General features: G+C 59.9%; 17 protein-coding genes. 9 read left to right on the top strand and 8 right to left on the bottom strand.

Translation table 11 applies throughout. The annotated features are described in order from the left end of the window. Positions 1-109 precede the first annotated feature (109 nt). Both FFI16_RS00665 and FFI16_RS00660 read left to right on the top strand, forming a co-directional pair. A complete protein-coding gene (locus FFI16_RS00665) occupies positions 110-1,135 on the top strand; it encodes a hypothetical protein (RefSeq protein ID WP_138813775.1) in 1,026 nt (341 codons plus the stop codon). A 127-nt stretch (positions 1,136-1,262) separates the two neighbouring features. Then, positions 1,263-2,699 (top strand): glycosyltransferase family 39 protein, encoded by a 1,437-nt coding sequence (locus tag FFI16_RS00660; protein WP_138813774.1) that lies wholly within the window; start codon positions 1,263-1,265, stop codon positions 2,697-2,699. Positions 2,700-2,714: 15 nt separating this feature from the next. On the opposite strand, the gene FFI16_RS00655 is transcribed toward FFI16_RS00660, so the two are convergent. Further along, positions 2,715-3,203 (bottom strand): TIGR00645 family protein, encoded by a 489-nt coding sequence (locus FFI16_RS00655; RefSeq protein WP_056858242.1) that lies wholly within the window; start codon positions 3,201-3,203, stop codon positions 2,715-2,717. A 162-nt stretch (positions 3,204-3,365) separates the two neighbouring features. Here FFI16_RS00655 and FFI16_RS00650 point away from each other — a divergent pair, with 162 nt between their 5' ends. Continuing rightward, a complete protein-coding gene (locus FFI16_RS00650) occupies positions 3,366-5,189 on the top strand; it encodes a hypothetical protein (protein ID WP_138813773.1) in 1,824 nt (607 codons plus the stop codon). A 3-nt stretch (positions 5,190-5,192) separates the two neighbouring features. Here FFI16_RS00650 and FFI16_RS00645 read toward each other — a convergent pair whose 3' ends face one another. Further along, positions 5,193-5,522 carry a hypothetical protein gene (locus tag FFI16_RS00645; RefSeq protein WP_138813772.1) on the bottom strand — a complete coding sequence of 110 codons (330 nt, stop codon included), beginning with the start codon at positions 5,520-5,522 and terminating at the stop codon, positions 5,193-5,195. Between the two features lie 318 nt (positions 5,523-5,840). After that, entirely contained in the window at positions 5,841-8,279 is a 2,439-nt protein-coding gene (locus tag FFI16_RS00640) for a Lon protease family protein (protein ID WP_138813771.1), read from the bottom strand. A gap of 280 nt (positions 8,280-8,559) precedes the next feature. On the opposite strand from FFI16_RS00640, the gene FFI16_RS00635 reads away from it, so the two are divergent. Continuing rightward, positions 8,560-9,048, top strand: a complete 489-nt coding sequence (locus FFI16_RS00635; protein WP_003215845.1) for a DUF3015 domain-containing protein — start codon at positions 8,560-8,562, stop codon at positions 9,046-9,048. A gap of 116 nt (positions 9,049-9,164) precedes the next feature. After that, the gene (locus FFI16_RS00630; protein WP_138813770.1) at positions 9,165-11,018 is read left to right on the top strand and encodes a DUF4105 domain-containing protein; all 1,854 of its coding nucleotides are present in this window, start codon (positions 9,165-9,167) and stop codon (positions 11,016-11,018) included. 156 nt (positions 11,019-11,174) lie between these two features. Here the strand turns inward: FFI16_RS00630 and FFI16_RS00625 are convergent, their stop codons facing one another. Beyond that, entirely contained in the window at positions 11,175-11,465 is a 291-nt protein-coding gene (locus FFI16_RS00625) for a DUF3077 domain-containing protein (protein ID WP_065911146.1), read from the bottom strand. Positions 11,466-11,894: 429 nt separating this feature from the next. On the opposite strand from FFI16_RS00625, the gene FFI16_RS00620 reads away from it, so the two are divergent. Next, positions 11,895-12,251, top strand: coding sequence for a hypothetical protein (locus tag FFI16_RS00620; protein ID WP_138813769.1), 357 nt, complete (start codon positions 11,895-11,897; stop codon positions 12,249-12,251). A gap of 70 nt (positions 12,252-12,321) precedes the next feature. Then, on the top strand, positions 12,322-12,810 hold the full coding sequence (locus tag FFI16_RS00615; RefSeq protein WP_138813768.1) for a GreA/GreB family elongation factor: 489 nt from the start codon (positions 12,322-12,324) through the stop codon (positions 12,808-12,810). Here the strand turns inward: FFI16_RS00615 and gdhA are convergent. Further along, positions 12,807-14,144, bottom strand: coding sequence for an NADP-specific glutamate dehydrogenase (gene gdhA, locus FFI16_RS00610; protein ID WP_138813767.1), 1,338 nt, complete (start codon positions 14,142-14,144; stop codon positions 12,807-12,809). The two genes, FFI16_RS00615 and gdhA, sit on opposite strands and share 4 nt — an antisense overlap. Before the next feature lie 331 nt (positions 14,145-14,475). After that, positions 14,476-16,140, bottom strand: a complete 1,665-nt coding sequence (ettA, locus tag FFI16_RS00605) for an energy-dependent translational throttle protein EttA (RefSeq protein ID WP_058421529.1) — start codon at positions 16,138-16,140, stop codon at positions 14,476-14,478. Between the two features lie 285 nt (positions 16,141-16,425). On the opposite strand from ettA, the gene FFI16_RS00600 reads away from it, so the two are divergent. Together FFI16_RS00600 and glyA are read left to right on the top strand one after the other, a co-directional pair. Next, complete coding sequence (locus FFI16_RS00600; protein ID WP_138813766.1) at positions 16,426-20,277, top strand: bifunctional diguanylate cyclase/phosphodiesterase; 3,852 nt, start codon at positions 16,426-16,428, stop codon at positions 20,275-20,277. Positions 20,278-20,417: 140 nt separating this feature from the next. Next, positions 20,418-21,671, top strand: coding sequence for a serine hydroxymethyltransferase (gene glyA, locus FFI16_RS00595; RefSeq protein WP_053137906.1), 1,254 nt, complete (start codon positions 20,418-20,420; stop codon positions 21,669-21,671). A gap of 190 nt (positions 21,672-21,861) precedes the next feature. Here the strand turns inward: glyA and yjiA are convergent, their stop codons facing one another. Both yjiA and FFI16_RS00585 read right to left on the bottom strand, forming a co-directional pair. Beyond that, positions 21,862-22,818 carry a GTPase gene (yjiA, locus tag FFI16_RS00590; RefSeq protein ID WP_138813765.1) on the bottom strand — a complete coding sequence of 319 codons (957 nt, stop codon included), beginning with the start codon at positions 22,816-22,818 and terminating at the stop codon, positions 21,862-21,864. A 186-nt stretch (positions 22,819-23,004) separates the two neighbouring features. Continuing rightward, positions 23,005-23,202 (bottom strand): YbdD/YjiX family protein, encoded by a 198-nt coding sequence (locus FFI16_RS00585; RefSeq protein WP_003176208.1) that lies wholly within the window; start codon positions 23,200-23,202, stop codon positions 23,005-23,007. Position 23,203: the final 1 nt, after the last annotated feature.

Here is a 23,203-nt window from a genome sequence, read left to right as displayed (position 1 = left end):
GAGTGCCTGGAAACCGGCGAGTCGCCTCACAACGCCTCGCCCTATGGAATCCCCGCACACTTGCCATTACCCTGACAGCCTTTATCAGACAACCGGAAGTCAGATACCCGTGCTCAAGCCCCTCGCCGTCATCGCCCTCGCCTTCACGCCCTTACTCGCCAACGCCACCGACCTCACGGGCGTATGGCAGGGCACGCTGGGCAAATCCGCCATCACCGCCTGTTTCAACGGCGCCGACGGCGAGCAGGGCAGTTACTACTACCAGCGTATTCTCACGCCGATCCAACTGACCCAGGCCGGCGACAACGCGCCGTGGGTGGAGGCTGGCGATACCGGGTTGTGGACGCTGGGCAAACCCCAGGGCGATACGCTCGCGGGCACCTGGAGCAAAGCCAAAGACGCCAACTCGCTGCCACTGGCCTTGAAACGCATCAGTACCGACGGCTGCGGCAGCGATGCCTACAACGCGCCCATGGAAGCCGCGCCGTTGCCGGTGAAGACCGAGAAGAAAAGCTTCGAAAACCACCCTTACCTGCTCAAGGCCCAAGGCGCACAGGTCACGATCAAGCTCGCGGGTGACAGCCCGGCGATCCGGAAGATCAACCAGCAACTCGCTGCCCTGGCTGTCAGCGATGAGGCTCAGGCGGACTACTTTCAGGAGCGCCGTGAGTACCTCGGGCGAAACGGCTCGGGCTACACCAGTGAAATCGACGTAGAGCCAACCTATTGGTCGTCGCAATTCATCACGGTAAAGTTTTATCGCTGGGCGGCGGGCACTGGTGCGCGGGGCATCAGTTGGGGCCTGCACTCCTGGAACCTGCAAACCGGCGAGCGCGTCGACCCGTGGACCTGGCTCGGTGGCCAACAGCAATGGTATGACGTCTACTCCGGGCACGTGAAGTTGCCTGCCAGGTTCCGCGCCTGGCTGGCCAAACAAACCAGCACCGACGAAGGTTGCCCGGCAATCACCGACTACGACAGCTTCGACCTGAGCTTCAACACCCAAGGCCTGCAACTCGCCACACGCGCCACGGGCGACGGTTGCGACAACGACTTGAGCTTCACTTGGGCGCAATTGCAGCCGGTACTCACCACACAAGGCAAAGCGGCATTGCCCAGCTTGAAACTGCCCTGAATACGCGGCTGAACGAGCCTTACAAAAACCCCACATTCGTTCACGAAATGTTAAGAAACGGATACATATACTGACCGATCAACACGGCCGCTCCCCCGAGCGGTCCCCTGCTTCGGTAGCCAGAACCATGACGCGTCCCGCTCCTCTGCTGCTCCTTCTTCTCGCTGGTCTGTTGTTCTTTTTCGCCCTGGGCGGCCATGAGCTGCAAGGCTCCACCGAAGCCCGCGTCGCCGGGATCGCCATGGCCATGCACCTGGACAATGACTGGGTGATCCCGCGCCTGTTTCGCGAACCCTTTCTGGAAAAACCACCCCTGAGCCTGTGGCTGGATGCTGGCGCGATTCGCCTGTTTGGTGGCACCACCTGGGCCGTGCGCCTGGCGTCGGCGTTTGCCGGGTTGTTCAGTGTGATGCTGTTTTACACCATGCTGCGCAAGTTCGGGCGGCCGCAAACCCTGGCGTTCTGCGCCGCGCTGATCCTGGCGACCATGGCCAGTTATTGGGGCAATGTGCGCGGCGTGGGCGAGGACTCGTTGCTCAGCCTCGGCGTGACCACCGCGCTGCTGGGGTTTTACCAGGCCGTGCGGACGGATCGCGAAGGCTCAAGCGGTTGGGCCTGGGCGATGTTTACCGCCGGCATGGTCATCGCCACCTTGAGCAAAGGCGTGCTCGGCCTGGCGATGCCGGGCATTGTGATTTTTGTGTATTTGCTCAGCACCAGCCTGATGGATAAACGCCTGCGCCTTGGAGACTGGCTCAAGCCGGCGCTGTTCACCTTGCTGGCGTTGGTGCCGCTGATGATATGGCTGGGCTTCCTGTTCCAGCGCGGCGGTATGCAGTCGGTGGCTGAGGTGCTGTGGACCAACAGCGTCGGGCGCTTCAGCGGCTCCTTCGTCGAGGCCGGGCATTACGAGCCGTTCTATTACTACATCGCCAAGCTGCCCGAGGCTTTCCTGCCGTGGAACATCCTGGTGTACCTGGGCCTGTGGCACTTTCGCAAAAGCCTGGTGCGTAACCGTTACCGCCTGTTTTTCAGCGTATGGCTGGTGGCGCAGTTCACGCTGCTGACCCTCGCGTCGAGCAAGCGTGTGGTTTACCTGATGGCACTCACGCCCGCTGCCGCCGTACTGGCAGCCGAATATGCCGGGGTGTTGCTGGAGTGGCTTAAAGCCAATAAACCGGCGATTTATCGCTACCACCGCAAGGTGATCGGCGGCGTTTTCACCCTGGCGATTGCCTGCTATCTGGCGGCTGCCTTCTGGTTTGCCCCCAAAGCCGACGTGCGCCAGTCGTTTGTGCCGGTGATCAGCCAGGTACAGGCCTACCAGGCACAAGGCAAAGACGTGGTGCTGTTCCAGCCCAACGAGCGCATCGCCGGGGCCAGCGTGTTCTACCTGCAGGCTTACTTGCCGATCCTGCAAACCGAAGCCGAGCTGCGCAGTTACCTCACGGCGAAACCGGGCAACGTGGCGCTGCTGGACCGCACTGAGCAGCTGAGCGAGAAAGTCACGGTGATCAAGGAAATGGCGATCAACCGCCAGCCTTACTACTTCGTCGAGCAGTAAGGCCGGCGCTGCACATCAGTGCTTGGTGAGCTTGTCCAGGTAGCCCATGGCGAACGCCGAGATCACGAACGTCATGTGGATGATCACGTACCACATCAAATGCTGCGGATCGATGTTCTTGGCGTCCATGAAGATGCGCAGCAGGTGGATGGACGAAATCGCCACGATGGAGGCCGCCACTTTCATCTTCAGCGACGAAGAGTCCATGGTGCCCAGCCAGTTGAGCTTTTCTTTGTTCTCATCGATATCCAGCTGCGAGACGAAGTTCTCGTAGCCGGAGATCATCACCATCACCAGCAAGCCGCCGACCAGGGCCATGTCGATCAACGACAGCAGCAACAGGATCACTTCCGATTCCAGCATGGTGAAGATGTTGGGCAGAACGTGGATGATTTCCTGGAAGAACTTCAGCGCCAGAATCAGCAGCCCCAGGGAAAGCCCCAGGTAAATCGGCGCCAGCAGCCAGCGCGAGGCGTACATCGTATTTTCGATAAAGCGTTCCATCAGATCTCACACAGCCAGGCTAAAAATGGCCGCGAGTATACCAGCCGCCTTCAAACAGCTGGAACCACGAGAAAACTGATCTGTACGGCATCTGTAAGAGAATTTTTCTGCTAGTGTCGAGTCCTCTCACTCGGCTCGATGATGTCGGACAGGAAGATTCAGATGACGGATGTGCGATCCCCTTTGGCCACCCTTGGCCTGTGTGCGGTGTTGCTGATGGCTGGCGGCTGCTCCCCGAAAGAAGAGCAGAAGCAGGCCACCCTCGAAGAGAAAACCGCAAAGTTCGAACAATCGCTGGACAGCATTCAAGACCCCAAACTCAGAGACGCCATCGCCGACCTCGGCGGCTCCCTGCTGTTGCTGGAACGGGCGCGGGTCAAGCTCGCCAACAAGCCTATCGAAGCCGAATACGGCGAAGACACTTTGGCCCTGCTCACGCATTACCCCACGCCCCAGGCCTTGGTCGACACCTATATCAATGGCCTGTTCGTGCTGCGCAAAGCCTCGCATTCCGACTACCTGACTGATTTGCAGCCGGTGTTCCCGTTCAGCTTCAACAGCCCCGACCAATTCCCCTTTCCCCACGGCCTGGAATGGCAGTCGGTGACCTTGAGCAACAATAAAGTCATCCCCTTCCAGCCGGAATGGTCGGAAACCGACCCGGGTATCCAGTTGAGCCCCAGCAGCTCCAACCTGACCAACCCCGATGACCTGACCGTCACCTACCCGTTTATCGAAGGCGTCGAGACCGACAACAAGAGCCAGCCGCAGCCCGTCAGCCTCAAAGGCTCGGTTGAGGTGGTCGCGCCGGGCAAGGTGTTGACCTTCGACCTGTCGAAAAAAGACGTGGGGCACAAGCGCACCGAAGGCAATATCACCCTTAACCTGCTGTTGCTTGAGAAAAACTACGCCGAGATCGAACTGACCAACAGCGAACCGCTGGCGCCGGAAGTCGGCGATGAATCGCCCAACCCCTTGCTGGTGCAGGCCCGCGACAGCACCGGGCAGTACCTGACCCGCTCGGGTTCGATCAACGAAAATGCCGCGCAAGTGGCGTTCTACGAGAAACAACTGGCCGAAATGCAAAAGCAGAAGGCCTGGTCGGATGCCTTTGAAAAGCAACTCACCGACGAGCAAAAAGCCTTCGAGCACAAACAGAGCAGCCATTATGCCAAGGTGTATTTCAATGGCCTGATCGACACGCTGCAGGTCGATGTCCTGGACTTCTCCACCGCCACCCTCACCCGCAAAGACCTGGACCTGCCGGTGCAGCGCTTCGACAAGAACAGCCTGCAAAGCAGCGTGCAAGCGCTGCCGATGCCGGTCACCGTGTATGACGACAGCGCCGCCAGCTGGCTTAAAGACGCCGCCATGACCGAGGACCAGCTGAAAAAAAGCGTGACCATCACCCAGTCGACCGAAGACGCCAGCGCGGCGAAAATCGTGTTTGACCACCCGTTCACGTTCAATGACGACCTGGTCGGTGCTGATCGCAACAACAGCGACGCGCCCATCACCTTCTTCACGGCGGATGAAAAAGGCGAGCGCGGCGAGCCGATTGAACTGCCCACCGAAGCGTTCGAGCTGAACGCCGGCAGCGGCACACTCACCTACGACCTCAACCTGTTCCCGGAAACCCCGGCCTTCGTGGTGGGCTCGGTGCCGCTGTTTCTGGCCACCATCGAGAAAAAAACCCTGGATGCGAGCAAGCTGCCTAAAGGCCTGTCGCTCAAGGACAACGCGCTGATCGTCGACCAAAAGGAATTCCCGGCCGACAGCTGGCGCTTCTACGCCAAGGACGCCAGCGGCAAGTACCTCAAGGAAATCCTCGGCGTGAGCCACCGCGCCGAGGAATACGGCACGGCGCTGTTTGACGTGCATTACTTCTACGGTCAACCGACCAGCCTGGAAAGCTACCAACGCACCGACCTGGACACCGTGCAATACGGTTTTGAGGTCAAGCTGGATAAGCCCGAAGGCAAGTAACCCTCAGTGGTGGGTATCGCTGACCGGGTGCGAGCGCCCGCCGTTGAGTTGTCGCAGATGGGCCTGCAGGTGCAGGCACCAGATCTGCGGGTCATCAGCCAGCGCATAGCCATGCAATGTCAGGCTATCGACGATGGAGCCCAGAATGGTTTCGGCCACAAAAGGCCCATGAAACGGGCCTTGGGACTTGACGGTAGACGGCTGCTCGCCGGTCATGCCGGCAGCAAACAACAACGTCCACATCCCGTTATCCCCCGCGAGAGGGCGAATGGAGCATTCGATACGGGTGACCAGGCCCAGGCATTGGCGGGTAAGGCAAAGGTTGCGCGGCATGGCGGCGACCCTCGGTAGATCGGTATTCAGCCTCAATCACGTGGCGAGGCTGTCTCTATCCTGCGACTCCTGTGGATATCCCTAAACGTCAGAATAGAAGAAAACCAGTACAAACCAAGGTTGTAGGGACCAACGGGCGTTGGTCCCAGAGAATGGAGTCAATTTAGTGGCGAATTTACCGATATTGTAGATACACCGCTGATCCAATGTGGGAGCGGGCTTGCTCGCGAATGCGGTCGGTCAGACACATTGATACTGACTGACACACCGCCTTCGCGAGCAAGCCCGCTCCCACATTGACTGCACTGCGACGAAAGATCAGGTTGGCTTGGCTTCGGCCAACGCCTGCTGCGCCAGCTCCTTCTCCGCCTCTTTCAAATCGTCCTCACTGATCATCTCGGCAATCGCACGCAAGCGCTCAACCACGCGCGCATTCACCGTGCCTTCGGGGAATTGCCCTTCTTCGTCCGGCTCACCGGCAGGCTCGCCCACCAAAAGGCTCAACGCCTCATCGGCCTGGCGCACGGCATAGATATGGAACTGCCCGTCGCGCACGGCTTGCAGCACCTTCTCATCGAGCATCAACGTGGCCACGTTGGCTTGCGGGATGATTGCGCCCTGCTCGCCAGTCAAGCCGCGTGCTTCACAGAGGCGGAAGAAGCCTTCGATCTTCTCGTTGACCCCGCCCACCGCCTGCACTTCACCGAATTGGTTGATCGAGCCGGTGATGGCAAAGCACTGCTTGAGCGGCGTTTTCGACAAGGCCGAAATCAAGGTGCACGCCTCGCCGAGCGACGCACTGTCGCCGTCCACGTAACCGTAGGACTGCTCCAGGGCGATACTCGCCGAGATCGCCAGCGGGAATTCCTGGGCATAACGGCTGCCCAGGTAACCGGTGAGGATCATCACGCCCTTGGAGTGGATCGGCTGACCGAGGTTAACTTCGCGTTCGATGTCGACAATGCCGCTGCCGCCCGGGTACACCGTGGCGGAAATCCGCGCCGGCACGCCGAAGGCCGAATCGCCGACTTCCAGCACCGTCAGCCCGTTGCACTTGCCCACCGCAGCACCGGCGGTGTCGATCAGGATGACCCCGGCGAGCATGTCGTCGAGAATCCGCGCCGATACACGCCCGGTGCGCGTGGCCTTGGCCTTGAGCGCACGTTCGATATGGCCCGCATCGGTCATCTCGTCGCCCGCCAGATGGCGGATAAAGTCCGCCTCGCTGACCAGTTGGAACAAGTCGCCAATGCGCGCCGACAAGCGCCCCTGGTGTTCCGCCAGCCGTGCGCTGTAAGTGGCCAGCCGCGCCACCGCGTCCGAGGTCAACGGCGCCATGCCTTCTTCCGAGGTGCGGGTTTTGAGCAACTGGGCGAACTGTTCCAGGCTTTCGTCGACCATCGGGATGTCTTCGTCGAAGTCCACCAGCACGCGGAACATCTCCTGGAAGTCCGGGTCGGCGTCCTGCAACGCGTAGTACAGCTGGCGCGAGCCAATGATGATGACCTTGACCTGCAACGGGATCATCTGCGGGTTGAGGGTCACGGTGGCCAAGCGGCCCAGCTCACCCAGCGGCGATTCCATCTTCAGCTTGCGCGACTGCAAGGAACGCTTGAGCGCATCCCACACAAACGGCTCGCTGAGCATTTTTTCGGCTTCCAGGATCAGGAAACCGCCATTGGCACGGTGCAACGCACCCGGGCGCAACTGGCGATAGGTGGTGTAGAGCGCGCCTTGGTCGGTGCTGTATTCGATACGGCCGAACAGGTTGTCGTAGGTCGGGTGCGGCTCAAACACCACCGGCGCGCCGCCGTTGACCGAGTGGCCCACCACCAGGCTTGGGCAATATTGCTCTTCGAGCAGCTTGCGCGCCTGGGCGTCGGTCTTGGCGTCATCCACCAATTGCTCGACCACGGTTTTCAGCAGGTACACCTGCATCGCTTGCAGGTAACCGCAAACGCCTGCGTTCTCTGCGTATTTTTCCGACAAGGGCGCCAGCAAAGGTTGCAGGGCCAGGGTGATGGTTTCTTCGTTGAACTGACGCAGTTGGTTGTTGGACTCACGCTTCCACTGCGGCAGGCTGGCCAGTTCTTCGTTAAGGCGTTCTTCCAACGCGGAAATATCCGTGTGGAAACGCTCACGATCAACTTCCGGCAGTTGTGAAAACTCGGCCTCGTCCAGCGCCTTGCCGTCGAGCATCGGCGTGAAAGCGATGTTGGAGCTGTCGCGGTACAGCGCCACGTCTTTTTCCAGCGCCAGACGCTCGATCACGTCCAACGCCTTGTCGTAACGCTGGTTGAAGGCGCGGTCGATGGCGCTTTTACGTTGTTGATAGGTCGGGTGTTCGAACACGGCCGGGAACGTGGCGACAAGGTTGTCGACCAAGCCGTTGATATCGGCGATGAACGCCGCCGCAGCGCCGCCCGGCAATTCCAGGGCGCGCGGTTCGCGCGGCTCATCAAAATTGTTGACGTAGACCCAGTCCGCCGGGGTCTGCAGGCGTTTGCCTTCGGCTTTCAGGTAGCGTTTGACGAACGAAAAGCGGCCAGTACCGGGCTCGCCCATGACAAACACGTTGTAACCGGGGCGTGGCATCGCCACACCGAACTGCAACGCTTCTACTGCGCGTTCCTGGCCAAGCACACCGCGAAAGGGCTCCAAATCATTGGTGGTCGAGAAGCTGAACTGTTCAGCGGAGAAAGGGCGAGTCAGCGCTTCGGGCGCTAGACGCAAGCTGGCAGCAACAGGATCAGGCATCGGGCTTCCTTACATCAGGCGGGGCAGATGACGGCATTCTGGCTCTCGCTTGCGCGCTCTGGCAAGGTGAGCCTGTGGGAAAGCATAGACACGGCGTGCGTCCTACAAAAAAATCGCTGCCACACTCGACAACAACACCGATTGTTTTATAAAAAATAACGGAACCCTGGGAACGTGCCTAAACTCCAAACTGCGCGGGTTGGACTAATAACTGGCCCCTAGGGCGCTGCGATGCGCCTGAACCCTTGTCCATTGGTTTGCACACAAAGAGAACAAAGCTATGAAACGGATCCTTCTTGGTACTCTCTTCACCGTCGTCTCCCTCAATGCAATGGCTGAAGCACCAGGTGGCCCGAACTGCGGTTGGGGCAACATGTTGTTCGAAGGCCAGCGCGGTACTCCAGCTCACTTCCTCGCTTCCACCACCAACGGCACCTCGGGTAACGCCACCTTCGGCATGACCTCGGGCACCAACGGCTGCAGCACCAACAGCGCCCTGACCTACGGCGGCAAGTCCTGGATTGCCATGAATGGCATGATGAACGAGCTGTCCGAAGACATGGCCAAAGGCAACGGCGAAGCGCTGACCACCTACGCGGTGGTACTGGGCGTTGCACCGGAAGATCGCGAGCACTTCGCGGCCGTGACCCACGAGCACTTCCAGCAGATCTTCAGCAAAGCTGACGTGACCGCCGACGACGTGCACAACAACACCCTGGCTGTACTGAAAAGCGATACCCGCCTGGCCAAATACGCAACCCAGGCTTAAGCTCGACTTGCCCGCGCCTTTCGAGGCGCGGGTTTTATTTTCTGGTTTTATTTTTGGTTCTATTTTTGAGCCCGCCTCCCCTTTGGGTCTCACTACTTCCGACTTAAGTTGCCCTTATGCTCAAACGCTTTGCCTGGCTGGCACTCTTCGCCTGCGCCCCGCTGTACGCGGCGCCGCATATTGATGATCAACGTTTGCAGCAACTGGCCAACGATCCGTTCTGGCTGTCTTTGGGCCATTACGAAGCCGACAAGCTCAAAGGCTGGCGCAGTTATGTCAGCGACAAAAAGTTCTTCCTCGCCCCCGATGGCGCCCACCACCCGGACCAGGAACTGCAGGCCACCGTGGATGCGCTGTACGCCCCGGCCAGCCTCGGCGAAAAACACGCCCAATGCGTTTACCCCGCACGTACCCGTTGGCTCAAGAATCAGTTGAACCTGACCGATTTGCCCGCGCTGGAGTGCAAGGAATTTACCCAATGGTTCAAGGATGTCGCGCCCCATAGCGCGGTGATGATCTTCCCGGCGGCCTACCTCAACAGCCCGTCGTCGATGTTCGGCCACACGTTGCTGCGTATCGACCAGGCTGACGTGCAGAGCAACAACACCGCGCTGCTCAGCTACGCGATCAACTTCGGTGCCTATATCGAAGGCTCTGACAACAGCATCCTCTACGCCTGGAAAGGCCTGATGGGCGGCTACCCCGGCCTGTTCGCACTGGTGCCGTACCAGGAAAAACTCTCGGAGTACCGCAGCCTCGAAAACCGCGACCTGTGGGAATACCGCCTGAACCTCACCGAAGTCGAGACCAAGCGCATGGTCGAGCACGTGTGGGAGCTCAAGCAGATCCAGTTCGATTACTTCTTCTTCGATGAAAACTGCTCTTATCGCCTGCTGGAGCTGCTGCAAGTGGCGCGCCCGAGCCTGCGCCTGACCGAGCAATTCCCGCTCACGGCCATCCCGACCGACACCGTCAAAGCCGTCAAAGAAGCGGGTTTGGTGGAGAAGATCGACTACCGCCCGTCCCGCGAGCGCGAGTTGCTGGAACGTGCCAAACCCTTGGATAGCGATGAGCAGCAATGGGTGCTGAAAATCAGCGATGACCAGAAGCAATTGCAGGAACCGGCCTTCAAAGCCCTGCCCCGCGAACGTCAGGCGCTGATCATCGACGCCGCCTATCGCCTAGGCCGCTACCGCGCCAATGGCCTGGAACGCGACACCGAACGCTCGCAACGCAGCTTCGAACTGCTGCGCGCGATCAACCAGAACCCGGCGCCCGACCTCAAGATCGAACGCCCCGGCCTGCCCGAAGACGGCCACGAGTCGCGCACCTGGCAAGCCGGCATCGGCACCCGCGGCAGCAAAACCTTCGGCGAATACGGCCTGCGCATGGCCTACCACGACCTCAACGACAACGCCGAAGGCTTCCCGCTGGGCGCGCAGATTGAAATTTTGCAAATGAAACTGCGCCAGTACGAAGGCAACCACTGGCAACTGCAGCAACTGGACCTGGCTACTATCCGCTCCCTGACCCCGCGCAACGCGCTGTTGCAACCGTGGTCCTGGCAAGTGACCGGCGGCCTGGAGCGCGTGCCAGGCAAACACGACGACGAAACCCTGGTCGCCCACGTCAACGGCGGCGCGGGCGGCACCTGGCAACTCACCGACGACATGCTGGGTTTTGCCCTCGGCACCGTGCGTGTGGAGCATAACAACGACTTCAGCGAAGCCATCTCCCCGGCTGCAGGGTTCAACACCGGTGTGCTGTGGAAAAACCCGCTGGGGAATCTGAGCCTTGAGGCCAAGGGTGATTTCTTCACCAATGGCGAAGTACGGCGCAGCATCAGCCTGAACCAGCAGTGGGAGTTGTCGCGCAACCTGGGCCTGCGCTTGAGCGCCCAGCGCGAGTACAGCCACCTTTCCACGCCGGTGAATGAAGTGATGCTTGAAGTGAAGTGGTATCACTACTGATCTTTGAGACCCGGCGAAGATCCAATGTGGGAGCGGGCTTGCTCGCGAAAGCGGTCCCCCAGGTAATGATGCATTGACTGCCCCACCGCTTTCGCGAGCAAGCCCGCTCCCACATTTGGCCCGCGTATATCCCTCGCCACAGGGCTGCGCCTGGCTTTAGGCGGCGGGCGTCATCGCTTGGGTGAGGTCATCGACGACGGCTTTGCCCATTTCACACAGGTAATGCGCGGCCCAGGCGTATTGTTCGCCGCGCACGTCCATGGCGGCTTCCATGGCGAGTTTCTTTGAGTAAAAAAGCAGGGTGGAGGCGTGTTCCAGCGCTTCGTCGATCGGCATGCCGGCATTGATGCGGAACAGCGGCTTTTGGTTTTCGCCGTAGTCGCCAAAGGTGACGACGCCGAGGGTGGTGATTGAGGACAGGGGTGGATCGGGGACGACTTTAGACATGGTGTACCTACTAAGTGAGATAAAGGACCACCAGAGCACGTCGCTAAACATGAAAGGGTGGCAGCTGTACGCAGGTTAGCGAACCGGTCACCTAGACACCCGGCAGATCCGAAGATCTCCCGCGCACAGCCGCCATAACACGATATCGACAGGTATAAAAACCGCCTGCCAAGTGTGTAAAGAGGATGAGTCTCGATGGTTCGGGTCGCTAAACCCGGCCGCTGTTTTCACAGCGGAGCCAGGAGACTAGTGCCCCAAACCCTAAGGCACAATAGGCCAGCGATTCTCTAGGAAACGTCCTGCAAGTTAAAGGGAATCGTCGTTGATGGCCCTTTAACTCAACACATTTCTCACCCCTCTTTCACGCCTCCCCGACAAATCCCTGACTAGACTTCCCCTATCAGCCGTAAAGCGGCCAGGGAGTACGCCATGTGGCGGTCTGCGGTAATGCTGTGTGCGCTAGTGTGGTTGTCGGGTTGCCAGTCCACCCATCAGGATTTAATCGCCAAGGGCTATCCTCCGGCCTTTGCCGATGGCTTTGATGATGGTTGCAGCAGTGGTCGCCAGGCGGCTGGCGTGATCAGTGGGGAGTTTCGCAAGAATGTGCCGCGCTATCTTAAGGACCGTGAATACGCCGAAGGCTGGGAAGATGGCTTTCGCCAGTGCAAGGCCATGCGCGAGAACGAGGAGTTGCGCGACTACAAGGACAATCACTGGGATGACCGTGAACGCGCCTGGCAGCAGGAAAAAGACCGTGACGCCGCCCGCGCCTATCGCGCGCAATAGGTCGTTTGCAGACATCCATCGAAACTAAAACGCGGCGACCATGGCCCAACCTCCATAGAGGGAGAACACCATGAGCCGAGCTTTTGTAAACGAAGACAACGCTGCCGCCCAGGCCGATCAGCCGGTGGAGCGCCAGGTGAGTGAGCAGCCCAACCGCCTCACCGCGCAAGGATTGGCGCAGTTGCAAGCCAAGGTTGCGCAGTTGCAGCAGGAACACAGCCTCGAATCCGCCAAGGACGATAAACAACGCCTGGCAGACCTTGAGCGCGATTTGCGCTACTTCAACCAGCGCGTGCAAAGCGCCCAAGTGGTAGCACCGGCCACCTCCACCGATAAGGTACAGATCGGCAGCTGGGTGACCTTTGCCAACGAGCAGGACGAGCAGCAGCGCATTCAACTGGTCGGTGAAGACCAGGCCGATGCCAATGCCCACCTGATCAACTGGGGCTCACCGCTGGGTCGCGCATTGCTGGGTGCCCAAGTGGGCGACGAGGTGCTGTGGAAGCGCCCCGTCGGCGATCAGTTAATCGAGGTGCTGCGTGTGGAGCCCGAGGTTTAGACGATGCCTTGGGCCAACATCGCATCGGCGACTTTTACAAAGCCCGCGATATTCGCGCCCTTCACGTAATTCACCCGGCCATTTTCTTCGCCGTAATGCACGCAGGCGTGATGGATCGACTGCATGATGGCGTGCAGCTTGCTGTCGACTTCGCCCGCGGTCCACAGCAGGCGCATGGCGTTCTGCGACATTTCCAGGCCACTCACGGCCACGCCACCGGCGTTGGAAGCTTTGCCCGGCGCGAACAGAATGCCCGCCTCGATAAAAATATCCACAGCCTCCAAAGTGGTCGGCATGTTGGCGCCTTCGGCCACGCAGATGCAGCCGTTGCGCAGCAGCGTGCGGGCGGCTTCGGCATCGAGTTCGTTCTGGGTCGCGCAGGGCAAGGCGATGTCGCAAGCCAGCTCCCAAGGGGTTTTGCCTTTGCGGAACTCCAGGCCAAAACGCTCGGCCAGTTCACTGATACGCCCGCGTTGCACGTTTTTCAGCTCCAGCAGCGCCGACCATTGCGCCTCGGTCAAACCGCTTTCGGCGTACAAGGTGCCTTCGGAGTCGGAGAGGGAAACCACCTTGCCGCCCAGGTCCATGACTTTGCGCGCGGCGTACTGCGCGACGTTGCCGGAACCCGAGACGGCTACACGTTTGCCTTCCACCCGCTGGCCGTTGCGCTTGAGCATTTCTTCAGCGAAGTACACGCAGCCAAAGCCGGTGGCTTCAGGGCGGATCAGGCTGCCGCCGTAGGTCATGCCTTTGCCGGTCAGCACCGAGGTGAACTGATTGCTCAGGCGCTTGTATTGGCCAAACAAAAAGCCGATTTCACGCGCACCCACGCCGATATCGCCGGCCGGCACGTCAACGTCGGCGCCGATGTGGCGGTACAGCTCACTCATGAACGCCTGGCAGAAGCGCATCACTTCGGCGTCGCTCTTGCCCTTGGGGTCGAAGTCCGAGCCGCCTTTACCGCCGCCCATGGGCAACGAGGTCAGGGAGTTTTTGAAGGTTTGTTCGAAGGCGAGGAATTTGAGCACGCCCAGGTTCACCGACGGGTGAAAACGCAGGCCGCCTTTATAGGGGCCGATGGCGCTGTTCATCTGGATGCGGAACCCGCGATTGACCTGAACCTTGCCGTGATCATCCACCCACGACACCCGAAAAGTGATCGCGCGTTCCGGCTCGCAGATGCGCTCCAGAATGCCCGAGCTCAGGTAGTGAGGGTTGGCTTCAAGAAACGGCCAGAGGCTGCGCAGGACTTCTTCTACGGCCTGGTGGAATTCCGGCTGGTCGGAGTCGCGTTTCTTGAGGCGCGAAAGGAAGGATTCGACAGATTCGATCATGGAGAAGTCTCGGCAAATTGATTGTTTTTAAATGAGATTGAGCCGGACCTTAGCAACTCATGTTGCACCTGAAAAGCGCAAAATGTCGCCTTTGTGAATTTAAATGGTGCATTGGATATAAATTAATGGGTTTTTTGCACCATGAGAGGGATTTCAACTCAGAGCATGCACCAACTGTTAAACCAGCTCCCACATTTGATCGGGTTTCCAATTTGAAAAGCGGTCGAATGTGGGAGCGGGCTTGCTCGCGAATGGATCCACCTCGGTCTCATTGGAAAAACGCGCAAAAAAAACGGAGCCCGAAGGCTCCGCTTTTTCAAACCAACCCGAATCAGGCCAGTTTTTTGTGCCGTACACGGTGCGGCTGGGCAGCAGCATCGCCCAAACGCTTTTTACGGTCCGCTTCGTACTCGGTGTAGTTACCCTCGAAGAACACCGCTTGGGAGTCATCCTCGTAGGCCAGGATGTGCGTCGCGACGCGGTCAAGGAACCACCGATCGTGAGAGATCACAATGGCAGCGCCCGGGAAGTCCAGCAGGGCTTCTTCCAGGGAACGCAGGGTTTCAACGTCGAGGTCGTTGGACGGTTCGTCGAGCAGCAACACGTTGCCGCCTTCTTTCAGGGTGAGGGCCAGGTGCAAGCGACCGCGCTCACCACCGGACAGGTCCTTGACGAACTTCTGCTGATCGCCGCCCTTGAAGTTGAAACGGCCGACGTAGGTACGCGACGGGATCTCATAGTTGCCGATGCGGATCTGGTCAGAACCTTCGGAAACTTGCTGGAATACCGTTTTGCTGCCGTCGAGGTCTTCGCGGCTCTGGTCCACACACGCCAGCTGCACGGTTTCACCGATTTCGATGCTGCCCGAGTCCGGGGTTTCCTTGCCCATCAGCATGCGGAACAGTGTGGATTTACCCGCACCGTTACCACCGATAACGCCGACGATCGCGCCTTTTGGCATGGAGAACGACAGGTTGTCGATCAGCACGCGGTCGCCATAGCCTTTGCAGACATTCTTGAATTCGATGACCTTGTCACCCAGGCGCGGGCCGGCCGGGATGTAGATCTCGTTGGTTTCGCTGCGCTTCTGGAATTCCTGCGACTGCATTTCTTCAAAGCGTTGCAGACGTGCCTTGGATTTGGACTGGCGGGCCTTGGCGCCTTTGCGCACCCACTCCAGTTCTTCCTTCATGGCTTTTTCATGGGCCGATTGCTGCTTGGATTCGGCGGCCAGACGGTCGGACTTGGCTTCCAGCCAACCGGAGTAGTTGCCCTCGTAAGGGATACCGGCGCCACGGTCGAGCTCGAGGATCCAGCCGGCGACGTTGTCGAGGAAGTAGCGGTCGTGCGTGATCGCTACCACGGTGCCCGGGAAATCGTGCAGGAAGTGCTCCAGCCAGGCGACGGAATCGGCGTCCAAGTGGTTGGTCGGTTCGTCGAGCAGCAGCATGTCGGGAGCCGACAGCAGCAGGCGGCACAGGGCCACACGGCGTTTTTCACCGCCGGAGAGGAATTCGACCTTGGCGTCCCACGCCGGCAAACGCAGCGCGTCGGCGGCGACTTCCAGCTGGCGCTCCAGGTTGTGGCCGTCGCCAGCCTGCAGGATGGCTTCGAGCTTGGCCTGTTCGGCGGCCAGTTTGTCGAAGTCGGCATCTTCATCGGCGTAGGCGGCGTAGACCTCGTCCAGGCGGGCCTGGGCGTTCTTGATCACGGCCACCGCTTCTTCGACCACTTCACGCACGGTCTTGGTCGGGTCCAGGATCGGCTCTTGCGGCAGGTAGCCGATGTTCAGTTCGGGCATCGGGCGGGCTTCGCCTTCGAACTCGGTGTCGACGCCGGCCATGATTTTCAGCAGCGTGGACTTACCCGAACCGTTGAGGCCGAGCACGCCGATCTTGGCGCCGGGGAAGAAGGACAGCGAAATGTTTTTCAGGATTTCCCGCTTCGGCGGAACAACTTTTCCCAGCCGATGCATGGTGAAGACGTATTGAGCCATGGTGAACCTAGCGTCAGTGACTGATGAATTAAGCGGGCGAAGCCCGTGCCAGGCCATGCGCCGCGCGGGCCGTTGACTATCATCAATGCCTGCGAGCGGAAAAAGCCTGAATGTCTGGGGCTGGAACGCCCCCGCGTAACCGGCAAAGCTACCTGAATGCGCTTGGGCAGTCCAGCCAGGCGGGGCTGGCACTTTGCCACAAGGCAAGGCATGCTAGCCGCCCTCCGGGCGTCCGGCTTATAGTGCACGTCGCGCGCCAGTCCAGCCAAACCGCAGGATCACAGCTTGTCCAAAGTCACGCCGCCTACGCCCTTGCGCGCCGCTCATATAGCGCCGGGCGCGCCCCTGCACGGCACTTTTAAAGGCGCGTTGGCGATGCTGGTGCTGGTGCTGCTGGCGTTGTTGTTCTGGCAACTGCTGGACCAACTGCAGCAAAACCAGAAAAACCAGCAGCAATACACCATCGACTACAGTGCCGACCTGGCTGAACAAATCAGCCTGAATATGGCCCTGAGCGCGAAAATCGCCCTTAACCTGCTGCCGATGGTCGAGCCGCCGCGCAACGACGAACAGCAACAAGCGCTGATGCGCACTTTGCAGCGTTCGCTGCCGGAGCTGCGCAGTTTTGCCCTGCTCGCCCCCAGCGGCGCGCTGATCAGTGACAGCGCCAAAGACAGCCAGGACCGCGCCTGGCTCGAAGAACTGGTGCAGCGCAGCCACTCGCAACCTTATTACCTGAGCAACAACGCCGACGGCACCCTGATCTATCTGTTGCTGCAGCAGCCCAGTGGCGGCTCGAAAATGTACTGGGCCTTGCGCCTGGCACCCACCTACCTGAGCAACCTCACCCGCCAGGACGGTCAGGGCCAGCGCCCGATGTGGGCCATCGAGAACCGTCTGAACCACCGTGTGGTCAGCCGTGACAATGGCATGCCGGCACAATGGGCCACGGCGTTGACGCCGGATGAATTGAACAAAAGCGTACTGGTCACGCCCTTGAGTAAAAGCGACTGGCAATTGCGCGGGCTGTTCGACCGCAGCGCGGTGCTGGAGCAACTGCTGCCGGCGTTTATCGGCAAATGCCTGCTGGGCCTCGCGTTCTCGCTGATCCCGCTGATCGTCTTGCTGAACATGCGCCGCCGCCAGCGCCAGGTGCATGAGGGCCGCCGACGTTATCAGGATATTTTCGAAGGCACTGGCGTGGCCCTGTGCGTGTTGGACCTGTCGGGGCTCAAGGCGTTTTTTGACAAAACCCACATGCAGACCCGCGAGCAACTAAAAGCCTGGTTGCACAACAACGCCGCAGAACGCCAGCAACTGCTTAAGGAATTGCGCATTACCGAAGTCAACCAGGTGGCCGTGCGCCTTCTGAACGTGGGCTCATGCGAGGAAGCCTGGGAACGCCTGATCGATGATTGCCCACGCAACGCCACCGCTATCGGCTATCAAGTGCTTGAGGCGGTGCTGACCCAGCAAAAACAGCTGGAGCTGGAAATCCAGCTCAATGACGTCGCCGGCAACGATCAGTACCTATGGCTGGTGATGCGTCTGCCGGAGCAGCAGGACGACTTCAAGGCCGTGATCCTCAGCATCAGCGATATCACCAGCCGCAAGTTGATCGAGTTGTCGCTGGTGGAGCGCGAGAGTTTCTGGTCGGACGTGGTGCGCACCGTGCCCGATCACCTGTATGTGCAGGACGTGATCAGCCAGCGCATGATTTTCAGCAACCACCACTTGGGCCATACCCTCGGCTACAACAAGGCCGAACTGCAGCAAATGGGCGAGTACTTCTGGGAAATCCTGCTGCACCCCGAGGATGCCGAGTATTACCACGACTTGCGCCAGCAACAGCGCGAAGTCGGCTACACCACCCAGCTGCAATGCCAGCTGCGCTTTCGTCATCGCAATAACCAGTGGCGGCGCTTTGATATCCGCGAGCAGGCCCTGGCCCGCGACAAAACCGCAGTGGTCACGCGGATCATCGGCGTGGCCAAGGACATTACCGACCAGATCGAAGCCAGCGAATCCCTGCGTGACAGCGAACAGCGCTACCGCATGCTGGCTGAAAGCATCAGCGACGTGATCTGCTCCACCGACAGCCAGCTGGCCCTCAACTACATCAGCCCTTCGGTGAATACCGTACTGGGTTATGACGTGGACTGGGTGTTCAAGAACGGCTGGCAGTCGATCATCGCCAACCCGCAGCAGTTGACCGGCATTTACAGCCTGATGGAACAGGTCAGCCGCGCGCTGGGCGATCCCGTAGCGTTGAACACGCTGCGTGATGACGTACAAACCCAGATGTTCCTGTTCGACTGCCTGCGCGCCGATGGCCGCAAAGTGCCGATCGAGCTGCGCCTGGTGCTGGTGTGGGACGAGCACGGCGCGTTTGAAGGCATCCTCGGCGTGGGCCGTGATATCAGCCAGCAACGCCGCGCCGAAAAAGACCTGCGCATGGCGGCCACGGTATTCGAGCACTCCACCTCCGCAATCCTCATTACCGACCCTGCGGGCTATATCGTGCAGGCCAACGAGGCGTTCAGCCGGGTCAGCGGCTATGCCGTGGCGGACGTGCTCGACCAGTTGCCGAACATGCTCACGGTGGATGAACAGCAGGAAGCCCACCTGCGTTACGTGCTCAAGCAGCTGCATCAGCACAGCACCTGGGAAGGTGAAGTGTGGCTCAAGCGCCGCAATGGCGAGCATTACCCGGCCTGGGTCGGCATTACTGCCGTGTTCGACGATGAAGGCGACCTGGCCAGCTACGTGTGTTTCTTCAGCGATATCAGCGAGCGCAAGGCCAGCGAACAGCGCATCCACCGCCTGGCGTATTACGACGCCCTGACCCACCTGCCCAACCGCACGCTGTTTCAGGACCGCCTGCACACCGCGTTGCAGTCGGCCGAGCGGCAGAAGTCGTGGGTGGTGCTGATGTTCCTCGACCTCGACCGCTTCAAGCCGATCAACGATTCCCTGGGCCACGCCGCCGGCGACCGCATGCTCAAGGAAATGGCGACCCGCCTGCTGGGCTGCGTGGCCGAAGACGACACCGTGGCACGCATGGGCGGCGACGAGTTCACCTTGCTGCTGCAACCACGGGTGAGCCGCGAGATGGCGCTGAACCGCGCAATTACCGTGGCCGAGCAGATCCTGGCGAGCCTGGTGAAGCCATTTGTGCTGGAGGGCCGCGAGTTCTTTGTGACCGCCAGTATCGGCATCGCCTTGAGCCCGCAGGACGGCAACGAACTGAGCCAACTGATGAAAAACGCCGACACGGCGATGTACCACGCCAAGGAACGCGGCAAGAACAACTTCCAGTTCTACCAGGCGGACATGAACGCCAGCGCCCTGGAGCGCCTGGAGCTGGAAAGCGACCTGCGCCATGCCTTGGACCAGAACGAATTCGTGCTGTATTACCAACCGCAGTTCAGCGGCGACGGCAAGCGCCTGACCGGCGCGGAAGCCTTGCTGCGCTGGCGTCACCCACGTCGCGGGCTGGTGCCGCCGGGGGATTTCATTCCGGTGCTGGAAGAGTTGGGGCTGGTGGTGGACGTGGGCGACTGGGTGATCGCGGAAGCCTGTCGCCAGCTAAAGACCTGGCACCAGAACAAGGTGCGCGTGCCGAAAGTCTCGGTGAACATCTCGGCGCGCCAATTCTCCGATGGGCAGTTGGGTGAGCGCATCGCGACCATTCTCAAGGACACCGGCCTGCCGCCGGCGTGCCTGGAGCTGGAGCTGACCGAAAGTATCCTGATGCGCGAAGTCAACGAGGCCATGCAGATCCTCGCCAGCCTGAAAAACCTGGGCCTGAGCATTGCGGTGGACGACTTCGGCACCGGTTATTCGTCACTCAACTACCTCAAGCAATTCCCCATCGATGTGTTGAAGATCGACCGCACCTTTGTCGACGGCCTGCCGTCCGGCGAGCAGGACGCGCAAATTGCCCGCGCGATTATCGCCATGGCCCACAGCCTCAACCTGGCGGTGATCGCCGAAGGCGTGGAAACCCATGAGCAGCTGGATTTCCTGCGTGAGCATGGTTGCGATGAGGTGCAGGGGTATCTGTTTGGGCGGCCGATGCCGGCGAATCGGTTTGAGGCGCAGTTCAGTAACGACGCGCTGTTCATGTTCGACTGAAGCCCAGTGGGGCCAGTACAGGCACCGCCCATCCCTGGATGAGCCCCACTTGTCCGCGACATGATGTCCTTTCATATGCCATCTAAAACCCATTGGGTTAGAATGCCTTCCTTTTCTGCCCCCGATCCTTGAGGACCGCCATGTTCAGCCGTGATTTGACTATTGCCAAGTACGACGCCGATCTCTTCGCCGCCATGGAGCAAGAAGCCGTGCGCCAGGAAGAGCACATTGAGCTGATCGCTTCGGAAAACTACACCAGCCCTGCGGTGATGGAGGCTCAAGGTTCGGTTCTGACCAACAAGTACGCCGAAGGCTACCCAGGCAAGCGCTACTACGGTGGTTGCGAGTACGTCGACGTGGTTGAGCAACTGGCTATCGACCGTGCCAAGGAACTGTTCGGCGCCGATTACGCCAACGTCCAGCCACACGCCGGTTCCCAAGCCAACAGCGCCGTGTACCTGGCCCTGCTGCAAGGCGGCGACACCATCCTGGGCATGAGCCTGGCCCACGGCGGTCACCTGACCCACGGCGCCAGCGTTTCCTCCTCCGGCAAGCTGTACAACGCCGTTCAGTACGGTATCGATGCCAATGGCCTGATCGACTACGACGAAGTCGAGCGCCTGGCCGTTGAGCACAAGCCAAAAATGATCGTGGCCGGTTTCTCTGCCTACTCGCAGATCCTCGACTTCCCACGTTTCCGCGCAATCGCCGACAAGGTTGGCGCGTACCTGTTCGTGGACATGGCTCACGTAGCCGGTCTGGTCGCCGCTGGCGTCTACCCGAACCCGGTTCCATTCGCTGACGTAGTAACCACTACTACCCACAAGACCCTGCGCGGTCCACGTGGTGGCCTGATCCTGGCGCGCGCCAACGCCGAGATCGAGAAGAAGCTCAACTCCGCCGTATTCCCAGGCGCCCAGGGCGGCCCGCTGGAGCACGTCATCGCTGCCAAAGCGATCTGCTTCAAAGAAGCCCTGCAGCCTGAGTTCAAGACTTACCAGCAACAAGTGGTGAAGAACGCCCAGACCATGGCCAGCGTGTTTATCGAGCGCGGCTTTGACGTGGTGTCCGGCGGTACTGAAAACCACCTGTTCCTGCTGTCGCTGATCAAACAGGACATTTCCGGTAAAGATGCTGACGCCGCGCTGGGCAAAGCCTTCATCACCGTGAACAAAAACTCCGTGCCGAACGACCCACGTTCGCCGTTCGTCACCTCCGGCCTGCGCTTCGGCACCCCGGCTGTGACCACTCGTGGCTTTAAAGAAGCAGAGTGCAAAGAACTGGCCGGCTGGATCTGCGACATCCTGGCAGACCTGAACAACGAAGCCGTGATTGACGCGGTACGTGAGAAGGTCAAGGCCATCTGCAAAAAGCTGCCGGTGTACGGCGCTTGATTGCAGTTGCGTGACTGAAAAGCCCGGCTCTTGAGCCGGGCTTTTTTATGCCCGATTTCAAATTGAAATACGGTTCAATGTGGGAGCTGGCTTGCCTGCGATAGCGGCCTGTCAGTTGGCACATCATTAGCTGACCCACCGCCATCGCAGGCAAGCCAGCTCCCACACAGGATTGCATTTCAAGTCAGGATTATTGGTAAACCCGGGCAAAGCCTTCGCGGATTTTGTCTTCCGGCAGTTCATCGGCAATAAATACAATCACACTTTCGCGCGCCTCGCCCTCGGCCCATTCGGTGTCCCAATCGAAACCGTAAAGCTTGAGCACGCCCTGGAACACCATGCGCCGGTCTTCCCCGGCAATATTCAGCACGCCTTTGTAGCGCAGCAGTTGTTTGCCGTGGTCTTCCAGCAGTTCGTTCATAAACTCGCTGAGCCGGTCGATATCCAGCGGCTGGTCGGTGCGCAGCACCAGGCTGGAAATGCGGTCGATGGATGGCGCGGCACTGACCGGGCGCAGGGTCATGCCGGCATTGAGGTTGAAGCCGCGCACGTCGAGCAGTTCGGCCAGGTCGATGGCGCCATGGTCGACCACCCTAATCGGCGCGCGGCGGTTGATGCGGGTCAGGCGCTGGCTGAGGGCGTCGAAAGTCGCTTCGTCGACCAGATCGCGCTTGCTCACCAGCAGGCGGTCGGCAAAACCGATCTGGGCCTGGGCAATGGTCTGGGTCAGGTGATGCTCGGCGTGGGCTGCGTCCACCAGGGTGATGATGCCGTCGAGGATGTAGCGCTCGCGCAGTTCCTCGTCGATAAAAAAGGTCTGGGCCACGGGTGCAGGGTCGGCCAGGCCGGTGCACTCGATCACCAGGCGGTCGAAGGCGATTTCGCCGCTGTCCAGGCGTTCGAGCAACAGGTACAGGGCTTTGGTCAGGTCGGTGTGGATGGTGCAGCACACGCAGCCGTTGGACAGGGTCATGACTTGTACCGGTTCGGCGCCCAACAGTTGGGTGTCGATGCCGGCGTCACTGAATTCGTTTTCGATCACGGCGATTTTAAGGCCGTGCTCGGCTTTGAGCAGGTGGCGCAGCAAGGTAGTTTTGCCGGCGCCGAGGAAGCCGCTGAGGATGGTGACGGGGATGGGAGAGGACAAAAAATTCTCCTTATTATTGAAGGAACACAGAAACAAATGTGGGAGCAGACCTATGTGGGAGCCGGGCTTGCCCGCGATGCAGGCACTGCGGTGTATCAGCTACACCGCAGTGATGCTATCGCAGGCAAGCCAGCTCCCACACAAGCCCGCTCCCACACGGGATCACTGCAAGCCTAACTTATCGGGTCAGCAGCACTTAGGCCCACCCTTGCCACCGTAACGGGCTTCCTGGCGTTCCCGGAAGAACGCCTTGTAGTCCATCATCGGTTTGTCCGGGTGTTTGGTTTGCATATGCTCGACGTAGGTGTCGTAGTCGGGCATGCCGACCATCAGGCGCGCGGCCTGACCGAGGTATTTACCGAGGCGACTGATGTCATTGAACATG

The sequence above is a fragment of the Pseudomonas sp. KBS0710 genome (genome assembly GCF_005938045.2).
Lineage (GTDB): Bacteria > Pseudomonadota > Gammaproteobacteria > Pseudomonadales > Pseudomonadaceae > Aquipseudomonas.
The sequence above is the reverse complement of the archived record's forward strand: the minus strand, read 5'-3'. Positions and strand labels throughout refer to the sequence as shown.

What these genes read in the sequence shown, in the direction of transcription:
- FFI16_RS00660 (WP_138813774.1), top strand. Translation starts at nt 1,263, where the DNA reads ATGACGCGTCCCGCTCCTCTGCTGCTCCTTCTTCTCGCTGGTCTGTTG.
- FFI16_RS00655 (WP_056858242.1), bottom strand. Translation starts at nt 3,203, where the DNA reads ATGGAACGCTTTATCGAAAATACGATGTACGCCTCGCGCTGGCTGCTG.
- FFI16_RS00650 (WP_138813773.1), top strand. Translation starts at nt 3,366, where the DNA reads ATGACGGATGTGCGATCCCCTTTGGCCACCCTTGGCCTGTGTGCGGTG.
- FFI16_RS00645 (WP_138813772.1), bottom strand. Translation starts at nt 5,522, where the DNA reads ATGCCGCGCAACCTTTGCCTTACCCGCCAATGCCTGGGCCTGGTCACC.
- FFI16_RS00640 (WP_138813771.1), bottom strand. Translation starts at nt 8,279, where the DNA reads ATGCCTGATCCTGTTGCTGCCAGCTTGCGTCTAGCGCCCGAAGCGCTG.
- FFI16_RS00635 (WP_003215845.1), top strand. Translation starts at nt 8,560, where the DNA reads ATGAAACGGATCCTTCTTGGTACTCTCTTCACCGTCGTCTCCCTCAAT.
- FFI16_RS00630 (WP_138813770.1), top strand. Translation starts at nt 9,165, where the DNA reads ATGCTCAAACGCTTTGCCTGGCTGGCACTCTTCGCCTGCGCCCCGCTG.
- FFI16_RS00625 (WP_065911146.1), bottom strand. Translation starts at nt 11,465, where the DNA reads ATGTCTAAAGTCGTCCCCGATCCACCCCTGTCCTCAATCACCACCCTC.
- FFI16_RS00620 (WP_138813769.1), top strand. Translation starts at nt 11,895, where the DNA reads ATGTGGCGGTCTGCGGTAATGCTGTGTGCGCTAGTGTGGTTGTCGGGT.
- FFI16_RS00615 (WP_138813768.1), top strand. Translation starts at nt 12,322, where the DNA reads ATGAGCCGAGCTTTTGTAAACGAAGACAACGCTGCCGCCCAGGCCGAT.
- gdhA (WP_138813767.1), bottom strand. Translation starts at nt 14,144, where the DNA reads ATGATCGAATCTGTCGAATCCTTCCTTTCGCGCCTCAAGAAACGCGAC.
- ettA (WP_058421529.1), bottom strand. Translation starts at nt 16,140, where the DNA reads ATGGCTCAATACGTCTTCACCATGCATCGGCTGGGAAAAGTTGTTCCG.
- glyA (WP_053137906.1), top strand. Translation starts at nt 20,418, where the DNA reads ATGTTCAGCCGTGATTTGACTATTGCCAAGTACGACGCCGATCTCTTC.
- FFI16_RS00585 (WP_003176208.1), bottom strand. Translation starts at nt 23,202, where the DNA reads ATGTTCAATGACATCAGTCGCCTCGGTAAATACCTCGGTCAGGCCGCG.